Source organism: Fibrobacter sp. UWS1, assembly GCF_002300445.1.
Lineage (GTDB): Bacteria > Fibrobacterota > Fibrobacteria > Fibrobacterales > Fibrobacteraceae > Hallerella > Hallerella intestinalis.
The window spans coordinates 533698-546061 of sequence record NZ_NSGW01000002.1 but is presented as its reverse complement, the minus strand read 5'-3'; the positions used below and the strand labels follow the sequence as shown (position 1 = coordinate 546061).

Below are 12364 nucleotides of genomic sequence, written 5' to 3'. Positions count from 1 at the left end.
GCCCTTATTCGTTCAGATTATTCAAGATGTGTCCCATCTTTTCTTTTTTGGTTTGCAGATAAAAACGATCTTCCGGAGTCGGAGGAATCTCGATAGGTACGCGTTCTACGATTTCAAGTCCGTAGCCTTCGATGCCAGTCACCTTTGCCGGGTTATTTGTCAAAAGACGCATCCGGCGAACTCCTAAATCTTTTAAAATCTGCGCCCCGATTCCATATTCCCGAAGATCCGGTTTAAACCCGAGGCGACGGTTTGCTTCCACCGTATCCAATCCCTGCTCCTGCAATTCATAAGCGCGGAGCTTGTTGCAGAGGCCGATACCCCGACCTTCCTGATTTCTCATGTAAAGGAAAACGCCGCCGTTCTTGCCGATAAAGCGCATGGCGCTTTCCAGTTGGGCTCCACAATCGCAACGCTTTGAACCGAAGATGTCTCCGGTGAGACATTCGCTGTGAACGCGCACATAAACGGGTTTTGAAAAATCCAATTCGCCAGAAACCCAGGCGACGTGCTCCGAGCCATCCGTTTTGCTACGATAGCCATAAGCGCGGAACAGCCCAAACCGAGTCGGCACATTCGGCGCAGCGATACGCTCCACAAATGATTCCGTGCGCAGACGGTATTCGATCAAATCCTTGATAGAGATAATTTTAAGCCCGAATTTTTGAGCGACTTCCTGCAATTGCGGCATCCGAGCCATCGTGCCGTCTTCATTCATGATTTCAATGAGAGCGGCTGCAGGGCGAAAACCGGCTAGCCTTGCCAAATCCACAGCGGCTTCCGTGTGCCCCGCGCGGCGCAGCACGCCTTCGTCCTGCGCATAAAGCGGAGAGATGTGCCCCGGACGCCCAAAATCGCTCGGCTTCGAATTCGGATTTGCCAAAGCCAAAATCGTTTCCGCGCGGTCGTGGGCAGAAACCCCCGTCGTGCAGCCTTCGATTTTATCGACCATGATGGTGAAAGGCGTTCCCAAAGCGGAAGTATTTTCCACCGTCTGACGGGAAAGTTCCAATTCCCGGCAACGGCTTTTCGGCAAGGGGCAGCAAAGGACGCCACGCCCTTCGTGCAGCATGAAATTCACCTTTTCCGGAGTGATTTTTTCGGCGGCGATAATGAAATCGCCTTCGTTTTCGCGATCTTCGTCATCGACGACAATCAAAAATTTGCCGTTTCTAAAATCTTCGATGGCGTCTTCAATTTTATTCAGCAAGGTTTCTGTCCTTCAAATAGTTTTCGATATACTTGCCCAGCATATCCACTTCCACGTTCACGAGAGTGCCGGGAATCCAATTCTTCAAATTCGTACGGGAAAGGGTTTCTGGAATAATGCAGACCCGAAGCGAATCTTTATTTTTTTCGGCGACGGTCAGGCTGATTCCGTTCAAGGAAATCGATCCACGGCGAATCACATAGCGATTCAAATCCGCGGGAAGTTCCAAATCCACTTCCACGCCGGTTTCCCGAGGAAAAACGTTCAGGACCCGAATCACCGTGTCCACGTGACCCATTACAAAATGTCCGCCCATCAAGGAATCCGCGCGAACCGGCAATTCCAAATTGACCCATTTTCCGACTGAAGCCTGTTTAAAAGAGGTGTTTTCCACAGTCTGGTGCATGATGCAGAAGGTCGCTTCGTCCGCCGTGCACTTTTCCACCGACAGACACACGCCATCATTGGCGACGCTGTCGCCCTCGTGACAATGGGCAAAAAATCCGGGAGAGCGCAACCGCATCGAAAGGGCGTCACCGCGATTTTCCAAAGAAAGGATTTCGCCGGTCGCTTGAATAATTCCTGTAAACATACCGCCAAAAATAGAAATTTTGTTTGCCGAAATCCCTTTTCCTTTTCAATTAGGGGCAATTCACCCAGCGAAAAGCAAGCGACACGCCTCGTCGTGGCCGTTCAAAAACAGGCGGACACGCCCATCCTCATGTCGCCAATCCAATAGGTGTCGGCACTGTATTCGGGATGTCCAGACGGCAAATCCAAGAATCGGTGGAAAAACATTCCCACGGAAAGATAGGCGCCCAGCACTTCTCCTTGAATTCCACCCTGCAACCGAAAAAAGCCCTGAAGCGTTTTCCGGTTCCATGTCACATTTTTCCAACGAGGGACGCCGCCGAAATCTTCCTGCGCCGCTTTCCATTCGTCCGCTTCGGGATTCCAGGCGACAAAGAGATTCCCCCAAAGCTCCAAGGAAAACAATTCCTGAAAACGATACCCGATTTTTCCATCGATTTCCGGACCCAGCTTTTTATCGCTGCCATAATAATAGCGTTCCCGGACAGAATCCGCCACCGCAAAACCGTTTCCAAATTCAAAGCCAGCATCTTCACCGGGTATTGGAAAATCCGAAGGCGGCTTAGGATACCAAAAATAGGCGTTCACCGAAGTATCCCGGTCAAAGCGCGCCGACAAAACCGCGTTCGCCCAAAATCCTTTAGCCGGTCGATTTTCCGCATAGGCACCCAATTTCACCCGCCCTCGCCCGTTTTCGTCGAAAAAACTGAAAAGTTCCAATCCGTTTTGAAAATTTCCTTGGGAATACAAGGCGAATTTTCCCGAAAACGTTCCCGAAAAAACTGCCTCGTTTCCATCCGAGAACTGAACGCCTGCGCCCGCATCCACTTCAAAGCGTTCCCCCTGAAGAGAATACTCCAACATCGGCAAGAACACCCAGCGGCTAGTGTCAAAAACGGTTTCGTCTTCATGCCAAAACAGGTTCGACATTCCGCGAATCGCCCAAGTATGCTGAAGACCGCCAAAGCGACGTCTGTATTCCACGCCCAGCAACAAGTAGCCTTCTCCCGAAAATTCACTGGCTTCCAGCGAATCGCCGAACTCCTTATAATAAATTCCCACCAGTTCCATCTTTGAGAAAAAATGCAGCCGCCGTTCCTCCCCAAAGTCCGTTCCCGAAACGCCAAGAGCGTCATAATATTCCGACAAAATCTGGCGGATTTCCTCACTATGGGTTCCCTCCCGCTCACGCGCCATTTCCAGCAGTGCGATGGTCTGCACGGCGTCGCCCGCATCCTCCGCTTCCAGCACTTTTTCAAACAGCGAATCCTGCACCGTATCGGCAAAGACTCCATTCATTTGCAGCAGAATACAGATTCCAAACAACCAGAACGAAAACCCGAAACGCATCAGGCCTCTTCTAAAAATTGTTTTGGCGAAGAAAAATCGCGTGAGACCGAGCGATGCGTCAAGAAGCGGTTGCCGAGCCAGTCAAGGCACAACAGGCGATTTTTTGAAAATGAATTTTGAGCAGCGGCCATCGATCAGAATTTCGGGTCGCCATACTCCGGAGAGGGCGGCGCAAACACGTCCCTTCCCGAGTTCATCGCCCGATGATTGTCGTTCATCTGGCGACGTTCATTTTCCATACGGCGTGGCGGCGTACCTCTTTTTGAAAAATCACCCGTATTTCGAGAACTTTCGTTTCGCTTTTTAGAAAGCGCTTCATGGATAAAAATCTTTTCCTGCGGCGAACTTTCCCGCAATTTGGAAAGGAGTTTTTCCCGTGCTACGCGACGTTCAGCGCGTTTCTGCTCCCAAGAAGCGTTCTTTGTACCATCTAGGCTGCGTCCGGACTGGACGGTCTCTTCCACAGGGCTGGAAACCTGGGATTCGGGCATGGACTGAGCGCGAGCCGCCCCCAAAAGAGCGGCACCGAACAATACGGAAATACAAAAGAAATTCTTATTCATATCCGCGGTTCTTGCAAAAAGTATGCCTGTTTTATTAAGATAGCTAAAATCATACTAGATCATCTAAAAAAAATCGCTCCGGAGAAGAAAAATGGGGAAGAATTAGGGATTAGCGATTAGCGGCGAGTGCCTGTCGAAGGGCAGCAACCATGCTTCGACAAGCTCAGCAACCATGCCTCGATTAGTTTGACAATCGGGAGGCCGTTCTTTCGCTACTTGGTATTTTCTTTATGCAGCTTTCCCTGTATTCAATTCTAAAATTCCTTCAAAACTTAAAGAATGCGAAGCATCTCGCAGCCATCGAGAAAAATGCACTTTGAAAAAGAAATTCACGTTTTGAAGATGAGTTCAGCTTGCAAAAGAAAATGCCCCGTTTGAAAAAAACTCCGCTCTGAACTCTAGTCACTTTTCACTAACGGCTAACTAACGGCTAATCTCTGACAACTAGCCGCTTTAATGCTACCGATTTTTGAAAAGGCATTTTTAGAAGCCGCCTCTACTTTTTCTTCGGGGAATTCCGTTTATAGTCTTCTTTGCGGATATTCAAGCGATCCATGATTTCGCGGAGAACTTTGCGGTCCACTCCCAGAATCGTCGCGGCCAGGGTCAGATTCCCATTCGCGTCGCGGAGCGAAGCGTCGATGACCGCCCGATCCGAAATTTCACGGGATTCTTTCAAAGTGCGCGGCGACTCCTTGACCTTTTCCCGCAAAACATCCAGTTCCAAATCTTTCGGCTGGATGACGCATTTTTCGGCCTGAACAAGGGCTTTTTGAATCCGATTTTCCAACTCCCGCACATTCCCCGGCCAGGAATACGCGAGCAGCGCCTTTTCCGCTGCACGGGAAAAATGGAATTTTCCAAGGCCGTATTCGGAGGCGTAACGCTTGGCAAAATCTTCGGCAAGCAGAAGAACGTCCTGACCGCGTTCCCGGAGCGGCGGCATTTTCAAAGACATCACCTGAATGCGGTAATAGAGGTCTTCCCGAAAGCGGTGTTCCTTCATCGCCAGTTCCAAATCCACGTGCGTTGCCGAAATAATGCGCACGTTGATGGGAATTTCCCGATTGTCCCCCACTCGAGCAATCCGATGCTCCTGCAAAACGCGTAAAAGCTTCACCTGCATGCCCAGCGGAAGATCCCCAATTTCATCGAGAAAAAGAGTCCCTCCGTCCGCTTCTTCAAATACGCCCTTGCGGGTATCAATCGCGCCCGAAAAAGATCCCCTGACATGGCCGAATAGAATGGATTCGATCAGATTTTCAGGAATGGCACCGCAGTTGATAGCGACAAAAGGCTTTTCGGCACGAGGACTCTGACTGTGAATCCAGCGGGCAAGCACTTCCTTTCCGGTTCCCGTTTCGCCGCGGATGATAATGGGAGTCGGCAGCGCAATGAACTTTTCCGCCTGGGAAATCACATCCGACATTCCTTTGGAAACATACACGATGGAGCCTTTCCGAGTCACGCCGCGGAACGCGTCCAAAGTTTCCCTATCGCTTTGGCGATTGTAGGCGGAAAACGCTATTTTTTCCGAAACGGAAACGAACTTGTCGAAAAGTTTCTTCTCCTCTTCACCGAAAGGATCCCGCCGGGCTTCCCGTTGCAAATACAAAAATCCCGAAACCACATCCGCCGAAAGAGTCTGGAACGGCGCCACCATAATGCTAGTCAGCCTGTTCCGCACAATCGATTTGGAAACGTCCCCGGCATCGCAATCCACCTGATTCCAGAGAATCGCCTTTTTTTCTTCTCGGGCTCGGCGAACCGCACTCGACGAAATGGCCACGGACGAAGGATACGCAAAACGGAACGGCTCGTTCGCAAGTTCCGCCGGGATTTCCAAGACCGCCGCATCGGCGCGCAAGGCCTGACACGCCACCCGCGCAATCATCGGCAACAGTTCCTGCGGGGTCGATTCGTCCAAAAGCTGGGAAAGCATATCCAGCAAATCCGACGACATTTTCATCGATTCCTGATTCATCCGTTCTCCTTTAGCGAACTTCGTCGGCGAGAGTGTCGGCATCCGTCAAAATGCCACGGACAGCTTGAGTGTCTCGGGACAAGGACGCCGCCGACTCATCTACAGGCAGCGAACGGGTATTTTCCAACATCGTTTTTCCGACCTGTTCGACATCCGGCAAAGACGTTTTCCCAAAGAATATATATAGGAAGAAAAAAGAACGGCCAGCAATACCGCGAAACCGGCGCAAAGTTTTTTGAGCCGAGCCACCCTTTTGGAACGATTCACCCCGAAACTTTCCCCGTCCGCATTTTGAAACGGATTTTCTTCTGGATGCCGAGCAATGCCCGCTTCCCACTCCCGAATCCGGAGCACCAGTTCGTTTTTCCATGCCGTTTCCTTTGCCCGATTTTCCGACGAGTCATCCAAAGAGAGTTCGCTTTCCGCAATTTCCAGACTTTCGTCGAGTTCTTCCAAATCTTCGAACCGATCCGCAGGAAACCTCCGGAGCGTTCCTTTCCACAGGGGGCGAAATTTTCGGAGCATCTCCGGCGGCAATTTTCCCAAGCTGCACAGACGCATGGAAGCATCGTAAGAATCCACTTGAAACACGGCGTTCTCTACCAGACCCAAGCTTTCGCCCGCAAACAGCGGCTCGCCCGCAATCCAAAAATACAGCAGGGCGCCCAAGCTGAACATTTCGCTTTTTTCCGTCGGTTCCGAACCTTCAAAACGTTCCGGTGCCGCATACCGCGGAGTTCCCAACACGCCGGTTCCCCCATCGACCAGATGCGGATTTCCCTCCCCATCGACCAGCACGTTTTCCGGGCTCAAATCCCCATGGAAAGTTCCCGCGTCCGACAGCGCCAAAAGAGTTCTGCAAATCTGCCGCAGCATTTTTACGGCAACGCGGGGCGGCATGGGAGCAAGCAAAGCGGTCGATACCCCTCTGACATATTCCAAGACGACAAACGGACGACCGTTCAAAATTCCCTTGCCCAAAATGCGGTCAACGCCCGGCGATTCCAGCCCGATCCATTCCGCCATTTCCCCATTTCCCGAAGGACTTTCGCGCGCCCATTTCAAAACGACCGGGTGCGTCCCATCCAGCAAAGCGCGGTAAACGACGGCTTCGCCGCCCTCGCCCATTTTCCGAAAAGCCGAAAGCCTTTTTCCCCAATCAGCGTCCACGAGACTTTCCTTTCCGAAGTTCCATCGCTTTCAAACTGTCTTCCGCCACTTTCATCCAGCGCTGCAAATGACGGTTTTGGGGAAACTGGGCGGCCCCCAGCGACCAGACGTCCCAAGCGTCCTCGACGGACCCGAGTTCCCAATACAGATTTCCCAAGTTGGAATAGGCGGGAGCGAAATCTGGATTTTCGGAAAGGATTCCGGTAAAAATTTTCTGCGCCAAATCGTTTTCCCCCATTTTCTGCAAGACGAGCGCTTTCAAATTCAAACTGAAATAATTGGTGCTGTCCAAGTCCAGGGAACGGTTCAAAATGCCGAGAACCTTTGCCCGGGGATTTTCTTCGACCTTGGCGCGAGCCAAATAAAAAAGGGCGGAAGAGTGCATTTCCCGAGCCAGCGAAGAATCGATTTTGGCAAGAATTGCAAATTCCGAAAGGGTTTTTGTCCAAAGTTCCACAGAATGCTGGCCGATTTTTTCCGCCGATTCCGCTTTGCCGAAACAGGCAAGTGCCATACCATAGCGGGCATTCCTGTCTGCCGGACGCTTGTCCAGGGCAGCCGAAAAAGCTTTCATCGCCCGATCATAATCGCCGACCTGAAGAGCTTCGCTCCCCGACTGTTCCAAGGAATTGCAACCGGCAACCCCGAAGGCGAATCCCAAAAACAGCGCAACGCAAATGATTCTGAAAAAAACTTTTTCCATACAATCTTTCAAATAATATAGAAAGAAGTCGGGAGTGGATTGTTCCGCCACCGCGAGGATGGTTCGAGATGCTCACCAACCGTGGTTCAACGAGTTCGGCTACCGCCAATAGGCAGTAAGCCAAAGATACAATTCATCCGTATATTTGCCGACATCAAAGTAAAAATCGTCGTGCCAAACTCTGAAAAACGGATAGAAAGTGGAGTCGTTCGGAACCGTGATCTTTTCCGTTCTTTCTTGAATGGTTTGGCAGTAGGATTCGCCTTGAACTTTGTAAAAGCAAACTCTAGAACCCACCTCAAAATTGGTAAAGGCGACCGAATCCTGCGATGGCGATGCTTCTCCCAGCCAGTGAGCTAAATCAAAGTCGTAATCCTTGTGCCTTTTCTTCTTATCCAAAAGGGAAAAGCGGACATGCCCATCTGTCACGGGAAAATTCCATGACGGCAACGTGTCCCCACTATCAATAAATCGGTCGGATTCCGCAACAAGGGTATCGTTTCCGGCGATGAATGTATAATGGAATCCATATTTGTATTCGCTTTTGGGTGAAGGAGTTCCCTTAACGCGTACGCTGGAACGACACGACATGTCCCGTTCGCAATGAACGGCAAGATAAACAAATAAATAAGAGCCGTGGGTTTTTGCCTTCTCCACTTCTTGGGAGTTATCAGAAGAGAAAATATCCGACAGATCGGAGCAACCTAAAAATATCAGGCTGAAAAGGCAAAGGATTCTATAACGCGTCATAGTAAATCCACTTAAAAGTAAAGGTGTCTTCTCCCATCTTGTCTTCTTCATCAAAATCATAGCGAATCTCATAAGATAAACGGCCCAACGCGGCTATTTCCAAAGTAATGGTTTGCGGGTCTTTAGATGTTTTGTATTTTCTGCATTCTTTACTAAAATCATTAAAATTATCAACGCCATTATAGCATGAACCGGAATACACGACATAAAAATTCCCTTCGGGAAGGAATATGTCGATGGAATCGCCACGAATTTCGCAAGGTTTCGGATTATTGATATGGGGAAGTATGGGGGCAAAATCCAGATCATAAGATTTGATTACTCCAATCGAGTCCTTCAGGGAGAATTTAAGGTGCTGCGTAGAATCGATAGAATGGAGCAAATCTACAAAGGTTGAATCTATTTTATATCCGAATCCAACTGACGTTCCTACATGCAACGAATCTACACCTGCTGCATTGGATTCTAAGGCATAGTGGCCAGAAGTAATTTTACACCAACAACATTTCGAGCTACAATAGGAGCAATGTTGAACACTTTCTTCGGATTGCAAATAGGCATAAGCTGATGCTAAAGAACCATCTATCCACACAAAATCAAAACCCAATGGCTTATGCACTGTTGTCTTTAATGAGTACGTCTCTTCACAACCCTCGTCCCCGTTAAAAGCGAGTCCGCACCCCAATAACAGCAAAGAAATAAAAAATGGGAAAACTTTAACCATGCTCACCTCGAAAGTAGAATGCGTAGTGCAGGCAAATCGGGAGTTTTATATTTGCCACTTAGGGTCGATCCATCCAAATTCCTGATTACATACCCTGTCCGTGAAACCGTTACGCCGACAATATCCGTTTCCATGGAATTTTCATTTTTTGTCAATTTCCCGTCGAGAACCCAATCCGCAGTTACCGAAAATAAAAAAGCCAAAATGAGACGAATTTTACCCATAGGGACATCCTTCTTCATTACATAGTTTTCCCGGAATTCCTGAACCCAACGGGGAAGGTCTTCTGGAAGATCGACTTGCAGAAAGTCGTTGGAGATGACTTGAAAAGTTCGGTTCCCTGTGGTTGTTTTATCCGAGAAGGCGGTAGCGCGGTTCGCCCATTCTTTGTCGCGGATGTCTGCATTATAGGGATTGATGCCGAGAGCATCTGCATAGTTTGCAAGCCTCTGCCGGATGCCCTGGACGATTTTTCGGGAGCGGCATATTCCTCTCGAGTCATTGATAGTAGCGAAAGCACCCGGCGAGGCGCAATCCTTTTTTTGCAGATAGGACTGCCTGCCCGCTTGCGCTCCTTGTGCAGGCTGTTGTTTTTACGTCATTGCGAACCCCGCAGGGGTGAAGCAATCCTTTTTTTTTTGCAGACTAGATTGCCACGCCGCTATCGCGACTCGCAATGACGAGGTGCCAGCCAAGGATTGCCATGGAGCTTTGCTCCTCGCAATGACGAGATGCCCATATGAATTGCTATGGCTTTGCACAATTCGCCTAAAGGAAGCAGAGCTTCCAAGGCTCATGGGTCGCTGGCGTTCCTCGCTGGGACGGATTGCATCCCCAAAAACTTGCCAAAATAAATAGCAAAGAATATATTTTAGATAAGCGAGATACCTCCGCCGGATCTACGCGACAAATAATCCAGGAGTGCCTATGCCATTTACATCCGACCGTCTCTTAGACAAAGCCCATCTGGACTCCATCCAGGCAAATTTGAACCAAAATTCAACGGACTTTCTCGACGTGAACGAGCTAAATGCCCTGAAAAACTGTGCAGACTACGCCACCATCCAGTTTGTTCGGGGAAATTTACCAGCAACGGACTTTCCAGAAAGAGTCCTGGATTTTTTGGAAAAGGCGAAAAGAAACGAAACTCCCCAAACTTTTGAAGAGGTGCGGAATATCTCAGAGTGCCTCGCTCTTTTCGAGAAAAATCCCATTTTGAACGATGTGAAGCGGGAAATCGTCCAGGGCATCCGGCAGAGGCTTGCAAACTATGCAGATGCTCTCGGCATCAATCCCTATAATGCAGACATCCGCGACAAAGAATGGGCGAACCGCACTATCGCTTTTTCGGGAAAAACAGTTACAGGCAATCGAACTTTTCAAGTCATTCCCAACGACTTTCTGCAAGTCGATCTTCCAGAAGACCTTCCCCGTCGAGTTCAGGAATTCCGGGAAAACTACGACTTCATCCTAAGTCCGCTTTTGAAGCCGTTCCAATTAGGCACCAACGAAATCACCGCTGCAGCCATTGCAGACCAGGTTCTGCGAAATAAGAATTTTGGCAACCGGCAAAATATGGCAAACTTCCTTTTGGAAAAGGCCCGTCGCTATTCGAAAAGCAAGTTCTTTGCCGAAAAAAATGCTTCGGATGACGTCATCTACACCCTCTACGACAATTACAACGCGCGGATGGTGAACGAATTCGGTGTCCTCGCCAGCAAAATTCTGCAACAAATCCGGATGGACGCTTTGAATAGGAAGCTACAGGGCATTGTCGAAAAAATGCAAGAAGCGGGGCAAATTACCCCAAATAAGTCCCTGTTGCGTTTGACAGAGGAAGACCGGCTTGCGCTTTTTAATGAACTTGCGGCCATATATAAGGCAAAACGCGCGGATGCGACGTGGCTCTACGAGATGAAAGATGTCCCGACCTATCTGAACATATTTGCCACGGATCCCTCCCAAAAAGCCCCTGACGGCTACACGGTTCAAAAGGACGATGGTTATGAAGTAGGCATAAACTATCATTTACTCTCCCCCCAAGGTCCCTTCGTTTCGGACAGAATGAAGTCCGATCTTTTGCACGAATTCCGCCATGTATGGCAAAGGAACAATCCGGAGTGGAGTTCCCTCTACCATAGCGGTCCAAACAAGGAACATAATATTGACGTTGAATTTGACGCTTATGTGCAGCAGATGCATTTTGATGATTTGCTGGGCATTCCGGCGTCTGGACGCCCCATTGATGCGTTTCGGAAATTTTTTAAAACAATAGATGAGGATGATTGCATGAATCTGCCACAAAAGAATCGTGCAAAGGCAAGAAGAATTTTTTCTATTTATGAAGACGATGATAAAGGATCTAATTACTTTCTTCCTCCATTGGACTATTACGAAAGGAAACTTTCCCAATGAATCACCTCTTTCAATGTTCCATTTTCCTCTTTGCCCTGCTCACCCTGTTGGCAAATTCCCTGTTTGCTATTGATCTAGAAAATTGCAAAGATTGCGTAATCAACATTGCACTCGAAGACTATCCCGACAAAGAGGATATACAGGATTCCAATTTCAAACAGCATTATTCGATGCCCTGTTTTGACATTCTGGAATACAAGGGGTACAACTGGGCGCTTATTGTTACTGTAACGTATGCTTTGGACAATTTCTTCTTTGAAAAAAAATCACATCGATTAAGCGGTCTCGCCGGACGGTACAAGCTGCAAGACTCGACTCTTTACCTGACGGAGCTGGACATCTGTTTCGATTCCCAAGACGATGGTTTTTATCCGGACGGGAAATTCCATACAAAGGTTCCCTTGGACCTGTTGTTTCCCGGAGCGAAAGACAGCATCGTGGCGTCTTTTGTCACAGATTATATGAAATACATCTGTTTGGATTGCCAAACAAATGGAGACAGCAAGAACCTCGTGAATATGGAAATCTCTTTCAAACGCGGGAAAATCTCACACAAGGCATTCGTTTCGAATTCACCGATAAATCCCATCACAAAGGAGTATTTTCCATTGTGCGTAGGCTCTTTTAATGGAAAGTTCTGGTACTTGGACAATAAAAAAGAATACGATCTCCTACAGGAAGATTTCTATCGTCATGCAAAAAAATGGGACCATTTTTACAAGTATCCGCTGGACACCATCCAGTTCAAGGATTTGATCGATTCCCTTTCGCCCTATTACCAGAAGCATCGGCGGAACTATCTGGATTCCCTTGCAAAGGAAAAGGAGAAGCAGTCTTCAGAAAAAAAGAAGGATGGCCAGTAGTGTGCATCGCCGACCCGTTTTTAGAATTGCTTTTCTCCTTT

Annotated in this window: 12 protein-coding genes; 2 read left to right on the top strand and 10 right to left on the bottom strand. The window is 48.7% G+C overall.

What is annotated here, in order from left to right; all coding sequences use genetic code 11:
- Positions 1-4: 4 nt before the first annotated feature.
- The 10 genes from BGX14_RS12480 to BGX14_RS12435 form a co-directional block, all read right to left on the bottom strand.
- Positions 5-1210 (bottom strand): bifunctional 3,4-dihydroxy-2-butanone-4-phosphate synthase/GTP cyclohydrolase II, encoded by a 1206-nt coding sequence (locus BGX14_RS12480; RefSeq protein ID WP_073305587.1) that lies wholly within the window; start codon positions 1208-1210, stop codon positions 5-7.
- Positions 1200-1802, bottom strand: coding sequence for a riboflavin synthase (locus BGX14_RS12475; protein ID WP_078777266.1), 603 nt, complete (start codon positions 1800-1802; stop codon positions 1200-1202). Before BGX14_RS12475 ends, BGX14_RS12480 begins: the two co-directional genes overlap by 11 nt.
- A 101-nt stretch (positions 1803-1903) precedes the next feature.
- A complete protein-coding gene (locus tag BGX14_RS12470) occupies positions 1904-3151 on the bottom strand; it encodes a hypothetical protein (protein ID WP_095880055.1) in 1248 nt (415 codons plus the stop codon).
- Between the two features lie 134 nt (positions 3152-3285).
- The gene (locus tag BGX14_RS12465) at positions 3286-3714 is read right to left on the bottom strand and encodes a hypothetical protein (protein WP_095880054.1); all 429 of its coding nucleotides are present in this window, start codon (positions 3712-3714) and stop codon (positions 3286-3288) included.
- Between the two features lie 496 nt (positions 3715-4210).
- Positions 4211-5740, bottom strand: a complete 1530-nt coding sequence (locus tag BGX14_RS12460) for a sigma-54-dependent Fis family transcriptional regulator (RefSeq protein ID WP_233126547.1) — start codon at positions 5738-5740, stop codon at positions 4211-4213.
- A 57-nt stretch (positions 5741-5797) separates the two neighbouring features.
- On the bottom strand, positions 5798-6868 hold the full coding sequence (locus tag BGX14_RS12455) for a hypothetical protein (protein WP_095880053.1): 1071 nt from the start codon (positions 6866-6868) through the stop codon (positions 5798-5800).
- A complete protein-coding gene (locus BGX14_RS12450; RefSeq protein ID WP_073305600.1) occupies positions 6858-7571 on the bottom strand; it encodes a lipopolysaccharide assembly protein LapB in 714 nt (237 codons plus the stop codon). The genes BGX14_RS12455 and BGX14_RS12450 overlap by 11 nt, the downstream gene beginning before the upstream one ends.
- A 99-nt stretch (positions 7572-7670) precedes the next feature.
- Positions 7671-8321 carry a hypothetical protein gene (locus BGX14_RS12445; RefSeq protein ID WP_095880052.1) on the bottom strand — a complete coding sequence of 217 codons (651 nt, stop codon included), beginning with the start codon at positions 8319-8321 and terminating at the stop codon, positions 7671-7673.
- The gene (locus BGX14_RS15370; protein WP_143394245.1) at positions 8308-9045 is read right to left on the bottom strand and encodes a hypothetical protein; all 738 of its coding nucleotides are present in this window, start codon (positions 9043-9045) and stop codon (positions 8308-8310) included. The genes BGX14_RS12445 and BGX14_RS15370 overlap by 14 nt, the downstream gene beginning before the upstream one ends.
- Before the next feature lie 2 nt (positions 9046-9047).
- A complete protein-coding gene (locus tag BGX14_RS12435; protein WP_143394244.1) occupies positions 9048-9269 on the bottom strand; it encodes a hypothetical protein in 222 nt (73 codons plus the stop codon).
- Positions 9270-9972: 703 nt separating this feature from the next.
- On the opposite strand from BGX14_RS12435, the gene BGX14_RS12430 reads away from it, so the two are divergent.
- Positions 9973-11460 (top strand): hypothetical protein, encoded by a 1488-nt coding sequence (locus tag BGX14_RS12430; protein ID WP_095880050.1) that lies wholly within the window; start codon positions 9973-9975, stop codon positions 11458-11460.
- Positions 11457-12323, top strand: coding sequence for a hypothetical protein (locus tag BGX14_RS12425; protein ID WP_095880049.1), 867 nt, complete (start codon positions 11457-11459; stop codon positions 12321-12323). The genes BGX14_RS12430 and BGX14_RS12425 overlap by 4 nt, the downstream gene beginning before the upstream one ends.
- The last annotated feature ends 41 nt before the right edge of the window (positions 12324-12364 follow it).

Bases quoted from the DNA above. Each gene is read 5' to 3' on its own strand.
- BGX14_RS12425 (WP_095880049.1), top strand. From the start codon at position 11,457: ATGAATCACCTCTTTCAATGTTCCATTTTCCTCTTTGCCCTGCTCACC.
- BGX14_RS12435 (WP_143394244.1), bottom strand. From the start codon at position 9,269: ATGGGTAAAATTCGTCTCATTTTGGCTTTTTTATTTTCGGTAACTGCG.
- BGX14_RS12430 (WP_095880050.1), top strand. From the start codon at position 9,973: ATGCCATTTACATCCGACCGTCTCTTAGACAAAGCCCATCTGGACTCC.
- BGX14_RS12460 (WP_233126547.1), bottom strand. From the start codon at position 5,740: ATGCCGACACTCTCGCCGACGAAGTTCGCTAAAGGAGAACGGATGAAT.
- BGX14_RS12445 (WP_095880052.1), bottom strand. From the start codon at position 8,321: ATGACGCGTTATAGAATCCTTTGCCTTTTCAGCCTGATATTTTTAGGT.
- BGX14_RS12465 (WP_095880054.1), bottom strand. From the start codon at position 3,714: ATGAATAAGAATTTCTTTTGTATTTCCGTATTGTTCGGTGCCGCTCTT.
- BGX14_RS12450 (WP_073305600.1), bottom strand. From the start codon at position 7,571: ATGGAAAAAGTTTTTTTCAGAATCATTTGCGTTGCGCTGTTTTTGGGA.
- BGX14_RS12470 (WP_095880055.1), bottom strand. From the start codon at position 3,151: ATGCGTTTCGGGTTTTCGTTCTGGTTGTTTGGAATCTGTATTCTGCTG.
- BGX14_RS12475 (WP_078777266.1), bottom strand. From the start codon at position 1,802: ATGTTTACAGGAATTATTCAAGCGACCGGCGAAATCCTTTCTTTGGAA.
- BGX14_RS15370 (WP_143394245.1), bottom strand. From the start codon at position 9,045: ATGGTTAAAGTTTTCCCATTTTTTATTTCTTTGCTGTTATTGGGGTGC.